Origin of the sequence: Sphingobacterium shayense (assembly GCF_013179575.1) — a bacterium.
Taxonomy (GTDB): domain Bacteria; phylum Bacteroidota; class Bacteroidia; order Sphingobacteriales; family Sphingobacteriaceae; genus Sphingobacterium; species Sphingobacterium shayense.
The window spans coordinates 1-20,091 of sequence record NZ_JABMCQ010000004.1 but is presented as its reverse complement, the minus strand read 5'-3'; the positions used below and the strand labels follow the sequence as shown (position 1 = coordinate 20,091).

16 protein-coding genes are annotated in these 20,091 nt (G+C 41.9%); 4 read left to right on the top strand and 12 right to left on the bottom strand.

Annotation, left to right across the window (positions count from 1 at the left end):
• Positions 1-4: 4 nt before the first annotated feature.
• The gene (locus HP439_RS01205) at positions 5-2,761 is read right to left on the bottom strand and encodes a DUF1553 domain-containing protein (protein ID WP_172388518.1); all 2,757 of its coding nucleotides are present in this window, start codon (positions 2,759-2,761) and stop codon (positions 5-7) included.
• A 330-nt stretch (positions 2,762-3,091) separates the two neighbouring features.
• On the opposite strand from HP439_RS01205, the gene HP439_RS01200 reads away from it, so the two are divergent.
• The 3 genes from HP439_RS01200 to HP439_RS01190 all read left to right on the top strand — a co-directional run bounded on the left by HP439_RS01200 (position 3,092) and on the right by HP439_RS01190 (position 6,459).
• Positions 3,092-3,790: a phosphonatase-like hydrolase gene (locus HP439_RS01200; protein ID WP_216657726.1), complete on the top strand. Its 699-nt coding sequence runs from the start codon at positions 3,092-3,094 to the stop codon at positions 3,788-3,790.
• 144 nt (positions 3,791-3,934) lie between these two features.
• A complete protein-coding gene (locus tag HP439_RS01195; RefSeq protein WP_216657725.1) occupies positions 3,935-5,284 on the top strand; it encodes a DUF5690 family protein in 1,350 nt (449 codons plus the stop codon).
• 17 nt (positions 5,285-5,301) lie between these two features.
• Positions 5,302-6,459 (top strand): TIGR03364 family FAD-dependent oxidoreductase, encoded by a 1,158-nt coding sequence (locus HP439_RS01190; RefSeq protein ID WP_172388517.1) that lies wholly within the window; start codon positions 5,302-5,304, stop codon positions 6,457-6,459.
• A 199-nt stretch (positions 6,460-6,658) separates the two neighbouring features.
• Here the strand turns inward: HP439_RS01190 and HP439_RS01185 are convergent, their stop codons facing one another.
• The gene (locus HP439_RS01185; protein ID WP_172388516.1) at positions 6,659-7,543 is read right to left on the bottom strand and encodes an AraC family transcriptional regulator; all 885 of its coding nucleotides are present in this window, start codon (positions 7,541-7,543) and stop codon (positions 6,659-6,661) included.
• Positions 7,544-7,723: 180 nt separating this feature from the next.
• Complete coding sequence (locus HP439_RS01180; RefSeq protein WP_172388515.1) at positions 7,724-8,098, bottom strand: YidH family protein; 375 nt, start codon at positions 8,096-8,098, stop codon at positions 7,724-7,726.
• 261 nt (positions 8,099-8,359) lie between these two features.
• Between HP439_RS01180 and HP439_RS01175 the strand changes: the two genes are divergently transcribed.
• The gene (locus HP439_RS01175; protein ID WP_216657724.1) at positions 8,360-9,094 is read left to right on the top strand and encodes a hypothetical protein; all 735 of its coding nucleotides are present in this window, start codon (positions 8,360-8,362) and stop codon (positions 9,092-9,094) included.
• Between the two features lie 12 nt (positions 9,095-9,106).
• Here HP439_RS01175 and HP439_RS01170 read toward each other — a convergent pair whose 3' ends face one another.
• The 9 genes from HP439_RS01170 to HP439_RS01130 all read right to left on the bottom strand — a co-directional run bounded on the left by HP439_RS01170 (position 9,107) and on the right by HP439_RS01130 (position 19,770).
• The gene (locus tag HP439_RS01170) at positions 9,107-9,613 is read right to left on the bottom strand and encodes a GNAT family N-acetyltransferase (protein ID WP_172388514.1); all 507 of its coding nucleotides are present in this window, start codon (positions 9,611-9,613) and stop codon (positions 9,107-9,109) included.
• Between the two features lie 168 nt (positions 9,614-9,781).
• Positions 9,782-10,204, bottom strand: a complete 423-nt coding sequence (locus HP439_RS01165) for a VOC family protein (protein WP_246229157.1) — start codon at positions 10,202-10,204, stop codon at positions 9,782-9,784.
• Between the two features lie 130 nt (positions 10,205-10,334).
• The gene (locus HP439_RS01160) at positions 10,335-10,742 is read right to left on the bottom strand and encodes a VOC family protein (protein WP_172388512.1); all 408 of its coding nucleotides are present in this window, start codon (positions 10,740-10,742) and stop codon (positions 10,335-10,337) included.
• A 647-nt stretch (positions 10,743-11,389) separates the two neighbouring features.
• Entirely contained in the window at positions 11,390-12,703 is a 1,314-nt protein-coding gene (locus HP439_RS01155) for a DUF3748 domain-containing protein (protein ID WP_172388511.1), read from the bottom strand.
• A gap of 86 nt (positions 12,704-12,789) precedes the next feature.
• On the bottom strand, positions 12,790-13,959 hold the full coding sequence (locus HP439_RS01150; protein ID WP_172388510.1) for a sialidase family protein: 1,170 nt from the start codon (positions 13,957-13,959) through the stop codon (positions 12,790-12,792).
• A gap of 61 nt (positions 13,960-14,020) precedes the next feature.
• Positions 14,021-14,938 carry a dihydrodipicolinate synthase family protein gene (locus tag HP439_RS01145; RefSeq protein WP_172388509.1) on the bottom strand — a complete coding sequence of 306 codons (918 nt, stop codon included), beginning with the start codon at positions 14,936-14,938 and terminating at the stop codon, positions 14,021-14,023.
• A gap of 15 nt (positions 14,939-14,953) precedes the next feature.
• Positions 14,954-16,525: a sodium:solute symporter family protein gene (locus HP439_RS01140; RefSeq protein WP_246229150.1), complete on the bottom strand. Its 1,572-nt coding sequence runs from the start codon at positions 16,523-16,525 to the stop codon at positions 14,954-14,956.
• Positions 16,526-18,157, bottom strand: a complete 1,632-nt coding sequence (locus HP439_RS01135; RefSeq protein ID WP_172388508.1) for a ribulokinase — start codon at positions 18,155-18,157, stop codon at positions 16,526-16,528.
• On the bottom strand, positions 18,154-19,770 hold the full coding sequence (locus tag HP439_RS01130) for a fucose isomerase (RefSeq protein WP_172388507.1): 1,617 nt from the start codon (positions 19,768-19,770) through the stop codon (positions 18,154-18,156). The genes HP439_RS01135 and HP439_RS01130 overlap by 4 nt, the downstream gene beginning before the upstream one ends.
• Positions 19,771-20,091 lie beyond the last annotated feature (321 nt).

The window sequence follows — 20,091 nt, the reverse complement described above, 5'->3', positions numbered from 1 at the left end:
GAGGTTACGATTTCGTTAAAAACTCATCTAAGTTCAATAATGCATTAGCGACAACCATAAAGGCAGCCTTCGACGCTAATTCTTCTCCTTTGAATGTTCTCGGATCCACACCCATGAACTTTGCCGCTTCAGCCGGTTTCTTCGAGAAATTGTCAAATGCCTCGACATACAGCTTTTGTAATGCCACTGTTTTTTCCGGAATTGGTTCCTTTAACATAATTCTTCTATATCCTACCTTTATACAGGATTCTACGTCGCCTTTTCCGTCTTTTTCCATCATACCCGCCAAATTTTTAGCCGCTTCCAAGTAGACCGGGTCGTTCAACGTGGTCAACGCCTGTAACGGCGTGTTTGTCCGTATACGATCGACCAAACAAACTTCACGACTGGAAGCATCAAACGAGATGAACGACGGATAGGGGCTTGTACGTTTAAGAAATGTATACACCCCGCGTCTATACTGATCTTCACCCGTACTTGTTGCCCAAGATTCGCCGCTATATACGGTCATCCACACGCCATCGGGTTGATAAGGCATCACACTCGGGCCGTACATCTTTTTGCTTAACAATCCGCTAACCGTCAGTGCCTGATCTCGAATCTGTTCCGCCGATAAGCGAAATCGCGGACCGCGTGCCAAATAAAAATTCTCCGGATCTTTGCCAGCGTCCTGGTTATTTAAGCTAGACGACTGCCTGTAGGTGGACGATGCAACGATTTCACGTATCAGGCTCTTTATACTCCAGTTCTCGTCCATCATCTTAAGAGACAGATAGTCCAATAATTCCTTGTGAATTGGCGGGGTGCTTTGGGTTCCCATATCACCTAAAGGTTCTACCAATCCACGACCAAATAATTGTGCCCATACACGGTTTACCAATGTACGTGCCGTCAGAGGGTTGTCTTTACTGACAATCCACTGCGCAAATCCCAGCCGATTTTTTTGTGCATTCTCTGGAAAGTCGTTCAGAGATTCCGGCACCATCGGCTGAACTTCAACACCTGGTGTCAACCTATTTCCACGTTCAAACACGAAGGTCTTCCGATGCATCTCTTTTGGATTTTCAATCATAATAGGAACAGTCTGTGGCTGGGAATTGACAAGCTGCAGAAATTCGTTTTGTATCTTCTCTTTGATCGGGTCTTCGCTAGGTATAGCAAATCCTTCTCGGAATGCAAACCACTCAATCATGCAAACCGGTTGGTCAGCAGGAATGGATGAGTTGTTAAAAACAAGGTATAAATCATGTACGCCCGACTGCTCGGCTAAAGTCGAGACCATGACCTGTCGGCCGCTGGTCGCCGGTATAGCTATAGCGGCCAATAATTCACCATCAATTTTATCCTTCCGTATTTCCAGCTCCCCTCCACTTGAACCAGTCCAAAAGTTCATGTAAAATTGTTTTTTATCAGACAAGTTTACGGCGCGCAACCGGGCACTCCCACCATTCCGTACTCCTAACCATTTCGTATCGTATAACGCTCCGTTTACCAACCGGTCGCTATAATGTGCATGAATCTTTGGCTCCAAGGTGTGCAAAAAGAGATCGGCTGATTTTACCAAGCCTGCCCCCCCGCGACTGGCGAGCCAATGTTTAATACTGTCGATGCGCAGCTCATCTTGAGCGGTGTAAAACCGCAGTTTAGGATGATCACCCTGCGTGTCTTCGTCGCGCGTATTATTAAAGAAAGCTACTGATTGATAGTATTCCTCGAATTTAAATGGATCATACGTGTGGCTGTGACACTGCACACATTCAAAGGTCGTGCTTAACCAAACCTGATAAGTAGTGTTAACCCGGTCTAAAACTGCTGCCACGCGAAATTCTTCACTATCTGTCCCACCTTCATCGTTGTTCATTGTATTTCGATGAAACGCTGTTGCAATCAACTGATCTTTAGTGGGATCTGGAAGTAGATCGCCGGCCAATTGTTCGATCGTGAATTGATCGAAAGGCATGTCGTTGTTAAACGCTTTAATCACCCAATCTCGATAAGCCCAAATCTGGCGAGATCCATCTTTTTCATAGCCCTTTGTATCTGCATAGCGCGCCATATCCAACCACCACGATGCCCATTTTTCACCGTATTGAGGTTGCAATAACAAGCTATCGACGCGGCGTTCATAAGCATCATCCCGATCATCGTTTAAAAAAGAACGCACATCGGCTAGAGTTGGAGGCACTCCGAGCAGATCGAGATAAACTCGACGTAACAATGTTTCCTTATCGGCCTCAGCCGAAAAGGATAATCCTTTTTCCGTTAGTTTATCTTGCACAAAATAGTCAATATCACTCCTTAAATCTCCCTCAGTCAATCCGAAAAACCGAGAAAAGGAGAATGGTTTTGGAACTTGAACATCAGTCGGTAAAGTATACGCCCAATGCTCGCCCCATTTCGCTCCTTCATTGACCCAACGCTTCAGGATCTCGATTTCAGAGTCGGTTAGCATAGGTGCATTATAAGGCATCCGTAATTCTGGATCTTCCGATGTCAACCTACGGATAAATTCACTGTGGTCTGCAACACCTCGCACAATAGCAGGCTTACCCGACTCGGTTTTCGCGAAAGCTTCATCTTCAAAAAGAAGACTAAATCCGCCATTCTTTTTCACGCCACCATGGCATGTAATACAATGTTTATTTAAGATGGGCTTGACGTCTGCGCTAAAGTCTACCGGTTCACTTTTTCTAAATAGAAATAGACTTAGAACAACGATGACAACACTTAGCACGACAATTACCAATATTTTTCTTTTCATAGTTTGATAATGGTCTAAAAATATCTCAGCTAGCAGGTCTACTATACAAAGTTAAGCAGTAGGCGGCCCAGCTACATGCACTATTTGATTAAAAAACTGTATTTTCTTGTTATTTGTCTTTTAAATCTCTACCTGAAACCCTGCGATCTAGCGCCATTGTTCCTGTTGCACAGCCTACTTAATGTTTAGCTAAAATAAACAAATATTTTTTAAAAAGTAATTTAAAATGAATTTAAAATCACTTTTTAAAAAATATAAAGAACATTGTTTTATAATTACTAAACTAATGTCTATTTTTGCGAGACAAGTTTAGCGTTTATGCATTCATTTATGGAAACCTTAAAAAACAAATTTACCATTGAGATGGTGGTCTGTGATATGGCCGGAACAACAATTGAAGAGGACAATCTGGTTTACAAGACACTTCAGAACGTAATAAACAAAGCGGGATACAACTTTAGCTTGGAGGAAGTTTTGGCGCAAGGTGCGGGGAAGGAAAAGAGGCAGGCTATCGAATCGATCATTGCAGCATATGGTGAACCTGCTCCCCAAAATCTAATAGATACAATTTTTGAAGATTTCCTCGGCTCATTAGACCAAACCTACCGGACGGCAAACATCAGTGCCCAGCCGAATGCCGAAGACTTTTTTTCCGATCTAAGACAGCGAGGAATACGTGTGGTATTGAACACCGGCTACAACCGTGCCACCGCAGAGGCTTTAATAGCTAAATTAGGATGGACAATCGGCACCACGATTGATGGACTGGTAACCGCCGATGATGTACCAAACAATCGGCCCCACCCCGACATGATCTTGCATGCTATGCATCAATTTGGGATCAAGTCCGGTGCACAGGTTGCAAAAATAGGTGACTCCACGATTGATATTCAAGAAGGTAAAAATGCGGGATGTAGCCTAAGTATTGGTGTAACCACTGGTGCACACACAAGAGAACAATTAAAAGCGGCAGAGCCCGAATTTATTGCTAACAATTTACTAGAGATTTTGCCCCTACTTGCTCCTTAAGTAGTTGCGTTTACCTTTAGGTAGCCAAAACCAAAAGATAATGGTAGTGTGTTTACAAATACTTAACATTTGTTTAGTAAATAGGTAATATGGAATTTATACTTTTGATTGGTGGCTCGTGAGAGCCCGAATCAATAAGTAGCTATGCCATATATAAAGAACTTAACTAGCAAAGCGTCAAAAAGGAGCGAAAAAGTGATCGTACTGGTAACGGCTCTTGCGGCGTTTATGTGTTATACAAGTATGTACGCCTTTCGAAAATCATTTACTGCTGCACCATTCGATGATCAGATTCTGTTCGGCATGGACTATAAAATCGGTTTGGTGATCATACAAATGTTAGGCTATATGGTGAGTAAATTTTATGGTATCCGGTTCATCGCTGAAATCAAAAAATCCAAACGCGGCAAATCCCTCGTTACACTCATTCTTATTTCTTGGCTTGGTTTATTCGGCTTCGCTGTTTGCCCACACCCTTGGAACGCTTTCTTTCTTCTCATAAATGGCTTTCCTTTAGGCATGATATGGGGATTGGTATTTAGCTACCTAGAAGGCCGAAAATATACAGAATTCATGGGAGCGGTTATGGCTGTAAGCCTGATTTTCGCCTCCGGATTAGTGAAGACAGTCGGTCGTTGGTTGATGGATTCGTTTCCTGTAAACGAATACTGGATGCCTTTTTGCACCGGTCTTCTATTTTTTTTACCATTTATCGCTTGCGTAGCCATATTGGAAAAAATTCCGCCTCCAACCTCTGAGGATAAATCATTACGGACAGAACGCGTCCCAATGAACAAACTAATGCGCAGAAGGCTGTTGAAACAATTTTTTCCCGGCATCGTCCTGACAGTAACAATCTATACCCTACTGACTATCGTTCGCGATATTCGTGACAACTTTGAAATTGAAATCTGGGAAAAGCTAAACCTCAGCGGGCCTAGCATCTACGCAAAAGTAGACGGAATAATTTCCGTTGTCGTTTTGATCTGTATGGGTTTGCTTATCCTTGTAAAAGACAATCAAAAGGCATTTAAAATCATTCATCTGAAAATAATGGTAGGTTTTCTTATCGCGGGTTTTTCGACCTACCTCTTCCATCAAGGAAAGCTTGAAGGAACGAATTGGATGCTTTTGGTAGGATTAGGACTCTATATGGCATACATTCCGTATAATGCAATCTTTTTCGAACGGATGATCGCGACTTTTCAGATTCGTGGTAATATAGGCTTTGTCATGTACATCGCAGACTCTATCGGTTATTTAGGAAGTTTTATGGTCCTAGTTAACAAAGAACTATTGCCGGATTCGGTAAGCTGGGGAGATTACTTCATCCAAATGGTATTCTGGACATCTTTTATCGGCGCTATACTCTGCGCACTGTCCTATTATTATTTTACTTGGAAAAAGAAACGTGCTACTTTAGCAGATACAATGCAATGGTCGACTGACAATGCAATGGCTGATAGACAATGCTCAATTAAAACATCTTTATAAAAAACACATACGAACACATGCACACAAAAAAATATGATCTGATAATTGTTGGTGGTGGAATATTAGGAACGTTCCATGCTTATCATGCTTTAAAGAAAGGTTTGAGCGTATTACAGTTGGAAAAAGACTGTTTTCCAACAGGGTCAACCGTTCGAAATTTCGGACAGGTTGTTCCTTCCGGAATGGCTGGAGATTGGTTTGATTATGGCGCACGCGGATTAGAAATTTACAATACTATCCAGTCCGAATTCGATATTTCGGTACGGAACAATGGCAGCTTTTATATCGCCTCCGATGACGATGAAGTTAAGATCATCCACGAACTAGCAGCGCACTATAACACGAAAGGATACTCGCATGAGATGTGGGGTAAAAAACAGATTTTATCTGCGTTTCCGCATTTAAAAAGCGATTATGTACGGGAATCGATTGTATTTAAACAGGAACTTAGTGTGGAACCGGAGACGATGATTCATCGACTGCACATTTATCTTAAACAAAAATTTGAGCGCTATACCCTCCATTACAATACCACTGTTCTGGAGTGCGAATCGCCTTCGCAAGGCGTTAAGGTTACAGCCACAGACAAACAAGTCTTCGAGGGGGAAAAGGCAATTATCTGTAACGGCTACGAGTTTAAGATACTTTTTCGAGAATTATTTAATGATAGCGATCTGGAGATCAGCAAGCTACAAATGCTCCGTACCATACCGTTGAAGGAAATTAACTTACCGGGAAATATCTTAACCGGGTTAACGATACGAAGATACGAGAGCTTTGAGGCATATTGTCCCTCTTTCCACAATATCCCTACTCCTACTCATTACGGCGAACTAAAACAATGGGGAATTCATATATTATTTAAACAGGCACTGGATGGCAGTATCATCATCGGTGATTCCCACGAGTACGCGCCTGCAAATCGTTTTGAAGAATTGGGATTTACGTCACAACAGTTCATAAACGAATTGATGTTAGCAGAAGCCAATCGCATTCTTTCTTTGCCTAGCCATTCAATCGCAACAACTTGGTCGGGATTCTACTCGCAGCATAAACATCATATAGTGGAACACGATATAGATGCTCGCATTCACATTCGAACGGGTATCGGTGGTAAAGGTATGACTGCAAGCGCTGGATACGCTGAAAAAAGTGTAGCCTCCCTCTATGCATAAACGAAAATACCCCGAGAATGTGAATGATTTCTTTTTGTCGATACTAATGGCGTCGCCGAGTCTGGCAGGCCGCTATTTAAAAAAGACTTGCTATTAGCCTACGCGGCGTTTATAACCGATAAATAGGAGTCGCTAGCGATTCCTATTTATCGGTTATAAACAAAATTAACGGCCACAATCAAACTAATAATCGGTTTGATCATTCTGCATCGCTAATATCTTTCGACCGAAATTCGGTCGGTGACATCCCCATTTGATCTTTAAACACCCGTGAGAAATAGAATGGGTCGGTGAACCCTAATCCGACGGCTATGTCACTAATCCGTCTAGACGAATACCGCAACAAATAACACGCTTTTTGAATTTTAATATGATTGGCGTAGTCAATCGGTGAATAACCCGTTTTACTTTTGAATAGTTTAGAGAAATGCGAAACTGATAGATGGCATCGATAGGCCAAATCCCGCAACGTGACTTTCCCTTCCAAATTTTTTTGAAGATACGCAATTGTTCCACCCACGACATGGTCATCTTCGGAAAAAGTGACCTCTTTCCAAAATTGCCGATAGAGATAGAAGCTAAAAAAATAAGGAAGGATAACCTCGATTGCTTTGTAAGTTTCCAAGCCATCACTCTGTTGCATTGCCTGGTACATTTTTTCAAACAATAATCGCATTTCTTCCGTAAATTCGACTTTATTTTGGGTACGCTCTACAAGTTTCGCCAAATCTGGCACAATATAATCTGCCTGTAGACCCTTGAAGTGCATCCAATAAATCGTCCATGGATCATTTGGATCCGCTTGGTAGGCGTGTGGCATATTTATAGGGATAACGATATATTCGTTCCGACACAATTTATATTCCGTATCTCCTAGCCATACGGTTCCCTGCCCATCCACACAGTGAATCCAAATATGCTGGTCACAACCCCTGCTGCGACTGCGAAAGTGGTTTCGAGCACGGGGAAAATATCCTATATCGGTGATATAGTAGTGAAAAACAAGATCAAAGTAACTATCTGGTTCTTTTGACGCTATAAAGAACATTTCACCGTCAAACCTTTGTCTTGCTTTTTTGGTCATACGAGTACATTGGGGCACACTAGATTTATAAACATACCCAAAATACGAAAAAAAAAGAAAGTCGTTTCGACTAGATTACAATGATAGAAAACTGTTACAATCAAGAAGCATACATTTCGTATACTTCATTAAAAAAACTTCACAGCCAATAATTTTATTTTAGTAGCAGCAGCCGATATACTATACGCTTTTTAGAAGATAACCGATCAAAACGACACTGATTAAAACGATGAAAACGGTAATGATCAACACCGAGGTGCTGTCGCCATCGTACTCTTCAGTTTCTATTTGCTTTTTTGTCTTTAGATAAGTGAAAAAGGCCAACAGCGTGACCATCATGCCCAAGATCACTAGCACAATACCGATGGCTGAGGAATATCCCGTGGGAGGCAGCGACGTATGTTCCCCAATCATCAATGAAATTTGCCTAACGAAAAGCGAAAATTTAAAAACGATAAACCCAAATCCCATTATAGCTATACTGGTCCGTATCCAGGCTAAAAAGGTGCGTTCATTTGCGAGGTGGTCATTTACTTTCTTCGGTTTAGTTTCCATTTTAATACTACGTTTGGTGTTACATCTATCTTATCAAATGTGGCGTCCATTTTGTAATTAACTTTGACAGCAAATGGTTATTACTATGACCTACCATCCGCCGGAAATTCTTCATTAAATTAACTGAATCAACACTCACCTTTTTCCTAAATCGTCACTAATCTATGCGTTATTGATAAATTATATCTTGAATTTAAGGTAGCCAATTAATACATAATTAGCTATCTTTATTTTAATAAACCAAAATAAACACAGTAAATCATGCCGTTAAAACTCGAATCACCAGAGCCTGTTAGCTTTTGGTTTCCCGGACGTTGGATCAGTGGAATATCCATGTTAATAGCACCCCTATTGCTGTTATTATCCGAAATATTACGTATTGAATTCGAGTTTTTTTATCCAGAACAATTACAGGCGTTTATCGATCATCCCACGCGATTGACAGCATCGTACAGTCTTTTTTTGGCAGGAAATATCTTACTGTGGCCAGCCATTGTCGCCTTGTCCAATTTAATTGGTAAGAGTCAGCCAGCATGGGCACTTTGGGGTGGGACTTTTGTCATGCTCGGACTATTTGCTCGAACGTTCCATTATGGAATAAATCATTTAGCATTCCAATTAACAAAGGTTCAAAATGTTGCGTCCGCTACTAAAGCTGTCGGTGATTCATATGGTGCATTCCATATCGTTTCAACGTTATCCGCCGCCATAATGTTCGGATGGATCATTTTAGCCATTGGGGCTTATCGCTCACGAACCCTAAATCTGGTAGGATCGATTGCGCTGGGTTTAATGTCCATATTGATGCTCGGTGTGTTAAAAGGGGCTACATTCACATCAATTATTGCTACAAGCGGACTTTGCATAGCTTTTTTACCCCTTGGAAACAAAATGATGAGATCTGACTCACTTCCAACAATTAAAACCACTATTCAATGGCTTTTCATTATAGTTATAGTGATCGCCGCTATGTACATGTTCGGACAAGCCGGATAAAAAAGAGAGTACTTACGTCAATATTTTTTCATATGCCCGCCTTGGACTCCCTCTGAAATACACCTCACCACAGTAGAGGTATCCTAATTTTTCGAAGGTTTTCATCATCGCTATATTGTCAAAATTCGTATCTGCTTTAACGCTATTGATCGCGTTTTTGACCGCATAGTCCTCCACGAAGCCCATTATTCTCCGTGCTAAGCCCTTTCCAACATAGTCTTGTGAAAGAGCTACGCGATGAAAGACGACAAAGTCCCCGTCAGTTAACCACTGGCCTTCAATATTTTCATAAGCCGGTTCATCATTTACGTGTATCGCAACGTAACCGACAATAACATCTTGATCCATCAGCACAAACCCAGCGCCACGCTCGATATCTTTTTCAATAACATCGGGATTGGGGTAACCATCTTGCCACTGGCTACTACCTTCCTCTTTTCTGCGGATGATAGCCTGCTGAAGAATTTTCCAAATCGCGTTCAGATCAGAAATTTTCGCCTGTTTAAACGTATAGTTCATAGTTACACTCATTTTTGAATAGGCATCCCCTGCGGAACACACAATAGTATTTTCACAAAAACTAGTATACGCAAAAACATCGAAACGTCATTATCTTGAATGAAAAAAAAAGGCACAGTATCTACTTATCAACCTATGCCAATTTTTAAACTCAAAATACACTATTTCTTATTCAAGCTCTTCTGCCAATCCAATTAGAATGCCTTCTGCTCCCCGGACATAACAAAGCCGGTACGAATCTTCATACCGAACGATTTCGCCAACCACCTGAGCTCCATATTTATCTAATCTTGTTAATAGCTCATCGATGTCTTCAACAGTAAACATAACACGCAAATACCCTAGCGCGTTCACAGGCGCATCTCTATGGTCGGAGCTTATAGAAGGGGAGAGAAACTGTGATAGTTCTATCCTACTATGCCCATCTGGTGTAACCATCATCGCTATTTCTACACGTTGAGTGCCCAAACCTGTGACACGGCCTGCCCATTCACCTTCAACAATGGCTCTTCCTTCTAATTTAAGCCCAATCTCTATAAAAAAAGGAATCACTGCATCGAGGGATTCAACTACAATGCCGACATTGTGCATTTTCAATTTTTCATTTTTTTTCATTGCTGTTCATGTTATCGGGCGTTGAACGTAAAAAACTCCTTACATAGATTTATTATATCAGAAGGCTCATTCACATTGTTTACTTTACCCAATTCTCATATTGTGACTACTCAGCAGGAACTTTTGACATATCCATACAGAAAATCTCCCAAGTATGTCCATCATAGTCTTCAATCGTTCGTTGCTGCATAAAACCATAGTCTTTCATTTCGACTGGTTCAATTCCTCCCGCCTTCAGACCACTCTCCACAGTACTATTAACTTCATCAATATTATCGAACGACAATGCAAACAGTCCCGCAAGGCTACCTTTAGTGTCCGCTATCGGTTTGGTAGCAAAGCTTGCAAACTTTTCGTGTGTCAAAAGCATTACAAAAATATTTTCACTCCAAACCATACACTTCCCGGTATCATCCGAGAACTGAGGGTTGTTACTAAAACCTAATGCCGTATAAAAATCCATTGATTTTTGAAGGTCTTTTACTGCTAAATTGATAAAAACTTGCTTTGTCATTTTATTTAAATTTATTTAGTAATATAATTTTAGTTGAACTAAAATAGTTGTCAACTTGCTACGCCTAGGCAGCTATTAATGATAAGCAAGTTAGAACAATAATAAATTATATGGCTTGCCATAAGAAAAGAAATGCTATACTACTTTTACGACCATGGTGGCGGCAGAACGCTAGAAAAACCAAACATTTCTTCAAAATCCAGTATCGGGCATGGCAAGTGTTCATTATCGTCTTGGATTATAATCGCAAATGGTTAAGATAACGTATGGAGTTCACCATATAATACTGATCTGATCGATCTACTCATGGTGGAAGATTTCGAAATAACTACCGCAGGGAAATTATTACGTGGACGAACGGAATTTAAAAAGTGGGTTGTCCTCTTTTTAAGTTCGATGCAAAATTCTCATTTATATGGCAAATTAGGAATGGTAAGTTAGCACAATTGGGTGGAGAGAAATTCATTTGAAGTCTTTCAAAGACATAACAGTTAATAATAACTGAATTATTGTGCTTTCATGATTCTGAATTTTTAGCGAAAAAATTTCTGTGATTGTATTCTACATTCCTCGTGGACGGAATAATTAAGGAAAAACAACGTGAATTTTGCGATAAATCATGTTGTTTTCCCATTGGTTTTCTATTACTAAAAAACGGTGTTCGATGCTAAATCTAGAGATTGCTTGTGCACCTGAAGATACTGACCTCCATTCGTATGCTCGACATATTGAGTGAAGACCACATAACCATCTGTCGGTGAAAAAGATGGTGTACCAACAATCTTTAGACTATCCGGTCCGTTGGCAGTGAGTTTTAGATATTCATTCTTCACGCGATCGTACATAATCACATCATTCTCCGCGACAAAAATGAATTTCGTACCATCCGGATTCAAATTAAAGGGAGAATTAATCGAAATTCTATAAGCAGTGACGAACGTCACTTCTCCTGTTAAAACATCGCATTGAACAATTTGATTGCGTTGATTCACATCTTTGGCCAGCGCATAAATATATTTCCCATCCGAACTAGAGCGTAACCAGTATCGCAAATCCGAAAAACCTTTCCCCTTTGTTAATCTACGTGGCTTCACGCCGGTAGGAACCTGAGGACGCTCGCCTTCTTTACCTATCGCCTTGGTATCATCTGCTATTTTACCGGCATCAATATCAACAACAAATATTTCGGTAACCACGTTTCCTTCCTCATCGAGCGTATTTCCTTGAAAAGCGATTGCGTAAGGAACACGGTCCCCGTAAGCGTTAACATAACCATTTTTTCCAATCCAGCATTCGTCAAATGCTTTATTAATTTCATCGCTCCCAGGTTCAGGATGAGCCATTACCTCGGCGATTATAGCAGCATACATGTGTCCGTCGTTATTTCCTTCTCCAGCACCGACTCGGACGACAGAATTGCTTGGAAGCATCACCCCGACCGTTCGCAAATCCGGTTCCACCATTTCATCGTTATATGTATAACTAAGCATCTGCCCATCGGCGCTCCAACAATGGCCATGGGTGCCTCCACGCAATGATCCCGCAGTATAAGGGACGGAGACGTCTCTTGCATCTAAAAAAATTGGCTCTTGCGGTCTCACGGGGTCAACCGCCACACCGGTTCTTCTTGTCATAGCATACGGTTTTGATTCGTCTGCATCGCAAAGACCATGGATAAATACCACCCGATCCGTTACGGGGTTAAATGAGGCGGCGCCTACACCCGGACCATATATCGATGGGTTAGAAGTTTCATATAAAACGCGCTCCTCACCTGTTTCCACGTTGACCATTCCTATTAACGAGGTTTCGCCAATCTTGGTCTCGTCGTTACGTCCGTCAAAGACAACCCAGCGTCCGTCTTTCGAAAAAACACCGTTATGATGCAGAGTATGTCCCTGCGCGGAGGTTGTTAATGTCACTACTGTTTCTTCACTTAACGTATTAGTTTTACTATTCATACAACTTACGAGATAAAATAAAATCGAACATCCAACACTAAGCGGTGTTCTAAACGAGAATCTATGTTGGCTAGCAAAAGCCATTATTATTTGTTTAACGTGCGGAAATCGGCTATTCGATGAAAGGTCAAAAAGTTTGCATCATGGTTATTATGAGCGTTAGCAGTTCCATCGAAGTATGCGGTGCGAGATAGGACAATAATATCATTCCCTTCAAATAACCAGTCGACATATTGAAACCCATGGTTCAGAACATCTTCATGCTCCAGGATAACCTTAACATCTTCCCACTGTCTTAGATCCTTAGATCTTCGAAGTGTCAAGACATTTCGGAAAGAAGCTGGATTTCTTTTAGGGTGCTTTAACCTATATTTCTCAGGAATCGAATTCACCAACGAATAGTAATAATCCGATGTCTTATCATACTTAATAACAAACTTCTTACTACCTCCATCAAAATCCACAAACCCTGCGTCCTTATCAAAACTCATATTTTTCCCATCGGCCGATATTTCAACAAAAGCCACCTTTTCGTCCAGCGACGACTTATCGTCCACACGCAAGATATCCCACATTCGCTGATCTCGATCGACCACAAAATTACCTTCAAGCCACCCTCCAAACTTACCGCTCAAATAGGTCGAATCATAAGGTAAAGAGCTAGATACCTGCCAAGAGTCCGATTTTAACAAATTTGCGTTAATATCAGCGCTCATTACCATGGCACCATACCTCTTTCCCCATTGCAAAATAGGTCCATGAGCGGTTTCCATAGGACGCCACAACCGACCATTATATTCCACAACCGGCATAGGAGCACAATGAAATTCTCCAGTGAGGATAACACCATTGTCTTTATTGGTAGGCTGTGTCCAGGTCTCGCCACCATCTTTTGATTTACGGATCATGACCGTTCCATGATGTCTATCAGGCCCCAATAGATACAGTTCTTCTCTATGCACAAACAGCGAACTCCAAAAAGCCCCCTCGAGGGTACTCACCAGCTTCCATTTTTTTCCCTTGTCCGTTGAAACGAAAACTCGAGTTATCGCTTGTTGCCACTCTGAACTTCCCGGACCAAAGAAATCGTGCGAAGCCACATAATCACCATTGGGCAAAATTGCTAGGCTAGGAGATCCTATATATTTCTTACTCGTGGCCGCTTCATATGTCACCACGCTGCCAGGTACGTCCTGAGAGAATAACTTTACAGGTATACAAATACACATACAATAAATTAAGATCTTCAGGTTCATAGCTCTGGATTTATAACTTGTCAACTGTTAATACTAGGACTTATGATCTTTTGGGATTGTTTTAAGACAATTCCGCAATAAGATTTTCCGCCTGCTCAAGCAAAATATTCAGCTCTGCGAAAGCAGTTTGATCCGGCACAACACTTCCGTTTCTACAGGTCGAGCCGATTTTTAACCCCCGTTGTTGCAAAATATATTTGGCACTCGCAGGGTACGTCGCATGCATCACATCCATGTTCTTTTGAAAGAACGATTGTACTGTGGTAATCTTCGAAGACAACTGCGCGTCGTCATAATGGTTGCATAGCCAAACCACGAGCTCTGGGAAATAATTCCCCTGAATACAAGAAAGCCCAGCAGAGCCTGCTTTCAGAGACTCTGTAGCATGTGCCATATACGCGTCATATAGGCCAAAGGATGGTTCATCACTTGTGGCAGCTATTTTAGCACTCACGAGCTCAATATCTAAACAGGTATCTTTATGATACTTGACGCGACCTGTTTTCACAAATTCGCCGAGCATCTCCGCAGAAATAACACGTTTATACGGTACTGGACATTCATAAAATCCGACCGGGACATCTCCTGTCAAAGCTAACAATTCCAACACGTTCGTTCTGAAAACTTCTTCGCTTTCCGACTCCTTTGCAAGTAAACCGGTAATCAGTATAACGGCGGACACCCCGGTGCTATAAATCTTTTGTACAGCCGATGCCTGTTCCGCTAAAGTCACGCCAAATGACCCCGTTGCCACAATCGGAACCCGACCATTCACTCTTTTAACAATATGCGTGACAGATTGCAGCATCTCCTCAATAGATAAATCGAACATTTCACTCGATAAACAATTTGCAAAAAGTCCTCCTGCTCCACTTTCCAAATAGAAATCAACCAAACTGTCCAATGCCACATAATCAATAGATTTATCCTCTCTGAAAGGCATGAGCATCACTGGAATAAATTTCTTGTTGTTTTTCATTTTATAATTTTAAATTTAATTAGTTTTTTTTGTTTTATACGTTCTAAATTGCGTTGCCGCTAGACCAACCAAGCAAATGGTCAACGTTCCTATCACAATAATCATGTTAGCATGTAGCGGATATTTGAGATAAGCTAGATCTGCGGGTATTAACGACGAAAGAGACATCCACAAGATGACAAACACCCCTATAATCACACCCAGAACTGCAGCGTTGTTTGTTACTTTTTTAGATATAATTCCCAGTAGAAACAATCCCAACATACCACCGGCAAAAATTCCCGACAAGGTCCACCAGATATCCAACAGGCTTCCCACGCCGATCATTGCAATGCCGCAACACATCCCCAGAATACCAACTAACACGGTTGAACTGTAAAGCACCTTTAAACTATTTTTAGCCGTTATTTTTGGATTGATATAACGCTCATAGATATCCACCGTAAATACCGTGGCAGACGCATTCATTCCAGAACTGATAGTACTCATTGCAGCGGATAATATTGCTGAAACAATCAATCCTAAAAGGCCTGTCGGTATCATGTTCACCATAAAATTTGGCATTACCTTATCCCCGTAATCAGCCGTTGTCATTTTGCTTGCTAGGCTAACAACCTGCGGATTCGATTCCGATAAACCCAATCTTTCCGCTGCGGCCTGAATTTTCAGACTCTCTATAATTTCGGGATGCCCTTGATAATACACAAAAAGACAAGTCCCGATAAAAAAGAACAAAAGGGAAACGGGGACATAGATCCAGACACAGAGCCATACTGACTTGTTTGCTTCTTTAGCTGAAGTTGCAGCGTGGTAACGTTGGACATAATTTTGGTCCATACCGAAATTATTGAGGTTTATAAAAAAGCCATATAGCAATACCACCCAAAAACTAGAGTTAACGAAATCCAGATTGAAAGTTCCCAAGCTAAATTTGTTATGTTCGCTAGCTTTTGTAATAATCTCCGGAATTCCCCCTGGAATTTCTCGAACAACTAGAAATATTATGATTATAGCACCCAATGTTTTAAGCACTCCTTGAACCACCTCAGTCCAGATAACAGCCTCTATCCCACCCATTACGGTATAAATAACAATACATATACCCATCACAATCATGATGACTTCCATACCATAGCCCGTCAGAGCCTGTAGCGTGAGTGAAATACCGAAGAAAATAGAACCTATCCTGGCCAATTGAGTCAAAAGAAAGCAGACCACGGCGTAAGTCCTCGCCCATGTTCCAAACCGCCTTTCCAGATTAGTATAAGCCGACACTTCACCTGTACTCCGGTAAAAAGGCACAAAATACTTTATAGCAATCCAGGCCGCAAAGGGCATTGACAAACTAAACACAAAAGCGTTCCAATCCCCCCCATACGCTTTCCCCGGTACCCCAAGGAAGGTGTTTGAACTTAAAAAGGTTGCGTATATAGAAACACCTATCGCCCAGCCTGGAATGCGCCCGGCAGCCGTTGTATATTCATCTGCCGACGTATTACGCCGCGAAAAATAAACACCGACCAAGACCATTCCTACCAAATAAGCTAAAATAATTACTAAATCAATTATGGGTAAGTTCGTCATCATTTAAGGTTTTACACAAGTTAGGTTACGATATTTTAAATATAACAGATTATATACATCCAAGTATCCTTCACGAGGTTTAACCCTGTGGCTAATCTTAGCGCTAATATGCTGTTGCGCCGTCAGAACATCTGGGAATATCCCTGCAGCTACAGCGGCAAATATCACTGCTCCCAGCGCGCATGTTTGATCGCTGTCTACGATGTGAATCTCATCTTGTAATACGTCAGCCAGTACCTGTAATACGAAAGACGATTTAGAAGTAATTCCACCTGTAGCAACTATAGACTGTATAGAAATATCGTTCTCTTTAAAACGCTCTAATATTGCGCGAGAACCAAACGCAGTTGCCTCGACCAATGCCTTAAACATATGGGCTGCCGTGGTAGCTAGACTAAAACCATAGGCTGCTCCCCTGGTACTGAAATCAACGTCTGGCGTACGCCTTCCGTTATGATAATCGGTAAAAACAAGATCATCCTCCGACACAGGAAGCTTCGCCGCTTTGGCTGATAAGTGCACTAACAAATTGTTTTCCAGCTCCTCCCGTTGGCTTTCCGAAATAGAGGGGCTGGCATCTAACACAGCATCGACGATCATATTCCTGAACCACCGGTAAATATCCCCAAATGCAGATTGCCCTGCTTCATAGCCTATCATTTCAGGTAATATGGAGCCATCAACCTGCCCGCAGATTCCTTTAACCAACGGTGGTTGATTTTCTTTTGGCAGTACCAACATATCGCAGGTTGACGTTCCAATCACCTTTACCAACGTGTAAGGTGTAATTCCTGCGCCTACAGCACCATGATGTGCGTCGATTCCTCCCACGGTAACCAGCACATCATCGGACAAACCGAACCGTTGCACGAAATATGACGATATCCGTCCCATTACCTTATCCGAGGTATAGGTTTCATGATACATCTTGTTAACTAAATGATAAAATGTCGGATCCAGCGAACAGAGAAATTCCTGCGAGGGCAATCCTCCGTGTTCCTGGTTCCACATAGCCTTGTGCCCCGCCGCACAACGGTTTCGTTTAATCTGCTCCACACTATTAACTCCAGCCAAATACATCGGAATCCAGTCGGACTGTTCCACCCAGGTATAGGCCTCATGAAGAACACGTCGATTCCGATTGTTTACGTGCCATATTTTCGCCCAGAACCACTCTGAGGAATATGATTCTCCGCAATATTTTGTAAAATTGATTCGCCATTTTTTTGAAAATTCGTTTATACGATCGGCTTCGCCAACAGAAGTATGGTCTTTCCAAAGTATAAACATAGCGTCCGGATCATCCTGAAATGATTCCTGCAGCGACAAAGGGACGCAATCTTTCCCGATTGCTACAGGACTGGATCCCGTTGTATTGGTTCCAATAGCCACTATACGAGACCTGTCTTCAACAGCAATATCAACTAAAAGTTCTGTTAATAAATCATCAATTGCCTCCACATAGTCTCGAGGATGTTGCCGATATTGATCCTTATCCGGCTCACAGTACAGACCTTCCGCCCACCGTTTAAAAGGCACGACGCTCTTGGCCAGCACCACATTTTCTATTGGATCGACCACTAGCCCCCGAACAGAATCGGTCCCAAAATCCATTCCTATAACCAGCTTATTCATCGTCCTTTTCCAGTTTGTTCACCACATATGTGTACATTGATTCCCAAGTCAGACATCACGCCCGCTTTGATTCGTAAAGCAGATTGAATATCAAATGTATCTTCAACATACACGACCTGTATGTGATTTGCTTTATGTTGAGCCATCATCTGATCGCGAGAAACGCCATCCAATACGCCGTGCATAACCGGCCATTCCGGATTGGTCATTTGCCATCTTCGCTCGGTTTCCGCTCTTGGCAGCTCTACCACTTTTCCTGTCCCTAAATCACAGTGGACCTGATCGTCCTGAATGTATATCCGACTCCACACGATCTTTCCGGGTTTACTCACACCCCGAAGGGTCCCGCCACCCTGTCGAAAAAACATTGGCGGCTGTCGTAAGCTATCAGCGCCCTTGTAGCCGTCTATAAAATGTGACGCCGGCGCCGCACCCGAAATTAGAAATACCCAAACGAACTCTTTGACACCGTCAACGATATAGTCTTCGCCATACCGTAAATCATGTAAGGTGTTATCTCCCTGCAACCCGAGCTGTTTCCACAGATGGTATGTAATATATCCATCTACACCTGCACATTCATCCACTTCGTTGAAATGTGGTAAAGCTTGACCTGCGTAAAGTTCTTTTCCCTGTTCGTCAAATACCGGTGGGCGCTGTGTATTATTCAACAAGCCTTCCACTAGGTCACTGGCTGGGACCAACTCTTTTAATCCTTGTTGGTATTGAATGCCTATAGTATTGCAGCCGAATTCATCCGCCAGGCGAAGTACCGCAATATACATCTTGCACTGCTCTAACGTCTGTCTTCGAGTAAGCGTTGTATCCTCCTTCTCGCCCCATTGGAATTTCATTCCCTGGTCGAGTAGCCACTGCAGAACTTGTTCGGCCTCCTCGGTAGAAACCGTTAGCATTTTTGCATATAAGGTAGACTGACTTAGACGTTCCTTAAAAAAGAATAATGGATGAAGTAAATGGTCTGGAAAAATGGCGTTAAACATTCCCATACAGCCTTCATCAAACACACCCATTACAACCTTGTTTCTGGCGATATTATGCACAAAATCGGACACTACTTTAGCTTCCTCAACGGACATTTCTTCCCTTAAGAAATTTCGAACGTGAGAGTGATCATGCGTAACATGACCCGTTGTCAACCATTCGTGAAGACCCTTTCTAAAGAAATCATCTTCAAAGTCTACGCTCCATAGAAAGCTATATTCAATACCAGCTTTGGTCATTGAGCCCGCCAAGTTTAACGCGCCGACTAAACCAGGGTATGTTCCGTCCCAATTAGCGACTAGTAATATAGGCCCGCGATGACTAAGTAATCCGGCAAGCACATGGTGACTGTATTGCCATACGCTCTCCGCAAGAATTAACGGAACATCAGGATTAATATTCTTAAAAACCTCAATACCATAACGCTGATAGTCAATAAAGCCGTGCCCTTTGTTGGGATCTACACCATGTGCACGTACTATCTTCCATCCCTGCCGATCGAAAGCATACGTTAATTTTTCCTCCATAGCTTGTTGCGCAGGCCAGCAGCTAATATTTGCTGAAGGTCTTAAATCGCCGCTACATACCAAGTAAGCTGTTTTATCTTCCATTGTCGTTTGATTTATATTCGGTACTACAAATATGCAAAGGATAAAAACGCGTTTTGCTGCATAATTTTTCCAAAAAGTCCAACATATTGACATAGTTTCCCTTTCCAATGCAACTTTTTATTAAATTAGTGAGACCATTAACGAGCGCATCCATGAAAGCAAAATATCACCATGTACCCAAACCACTAGACAACGCCTTTAGTATACGGCACGATGTTCTACCGAGTTTTGGTACTGTATGGCATTATCACCCCGAGATTGAACTTCATTATCTCATCAAAGGCGAAGGTGTTCGTTTTATCGGTGATAATATCAGTAGTT

Excerpts from the sequence above, each read along its gene's own strand:
- HP439_RS01205 (WP_172388518.1), bottom strand. The coding sequence starts at position 2,761 with ATGAAAAGAAAAATATTGGTAATTGTCGTGCTAAGTGTTGTCATCGTT.
- HP439_RS01200 (WP_216657726.1), top strand. The coding sequence starts at position 3,092 with ATGGAAACCTTAAAAAACAAATTTACCATTGAGATGGTGGTCTGTGAT.
- HP439_RS01195 (WP_216657725.1), top strand. The coding sequence starts at position 3,935 with ATGCCATATATAAAGAACTTAACTAGCAAAGCGTCAAAAAGGAGCGAA.
- HP439_RS01190 (WP_172388517.1), top strand. The coding sequence starts at position 5,302 with ATGCACACAAAAAAATATGATCTGATAATTGTTGGTGGTGGAATATTA.
- HP439_RS01185 (WP_172388516.1), bottom strand. The coding sequence starts at position 7,543 with ATGACCAAAAAAGCAAGACAAAGGTTTGACGGTGAAATGTTCTTTATA.
- HP439_RS01180 (WP_172388515.1), bottom strand. The coding sequence starts at position 8,098 with ATGGAAACTAAACCGAAGAAAGTAAATGACCACCTCGCAAATGAACGC.
- HP439_RS01175 (WP_216657724.1), top strand. The coding sequence starts at position 8,360 with ATGCCGTTAAAACTCGAATCACCAGAGCCTGTTAGCTTTTGGTTTCCC.
- HP439_RS01170 (WP_172388514.1), bottom strand. The coding sequence starts at position 9,613 with ATGAACTATACGTTTAAACAGGCGAAAATTTCTGATCTGAACGCGATT.
- HP439_RS01165 (WP_246229157.1), bottom strand. The coding sequence starts at position 10,204 with ATGCACAATGTCGGCATTGTAGTTGAATCCCTCGATGCAGTGATTCCT.
- HP439_RS01160 (WP_172388512.1), bottom strand. The coding sequence starts at position 10,742 with ATGACAAAGCAAGTTTTTATCAATTTAGCAGTAAAAGACCTTCAAAAA.
- HP439_RS01155 (WP_172388511.1), bottom strand. The coding sequence starts at position 12,703 with ATGAATAGTAAAACTAATACGTTAAGTGAAGAAACAGTAGTGACATTA.
- HP439_RS01150 (WP_172388510.1), bottom strand. The coding sequence starts at position 13,959 with ATGAACCTGAAGATCTTAATTTATTGTATGTGTATTTGTATACCTGTA.
- HP439_RS01145 (WP_172388509.1), bottom strand. The coding sequence starts at position 14,938 with ATGAAAAACAACAAGAAATTTATTCCAGTGATGCTCATGCCTTTCAGA.
- HP439_RS01140 (WP_246229150.1), bottom strand. The coding sequence starts at position 16,525 with ATGATGACGAACTTACCCATAATTGATTTAGTAATTATTTTAGCTTAT.
- HP439_RS01135 (WP_172388508.1), bottom strand. The coding sequence starts at position 18,157 with ATGAATAAGCTGGTTATAGGAATGGATTTTGGGACCGATTCTGTTCGG.
- HP439_RS01130 (WP_172388507.1), bottom strand. The coding sequence starts at position 19,770 with ATGGAAGATAAAACAGCTTACTTGGTATGTAGCGGCGATTTAAGACCT.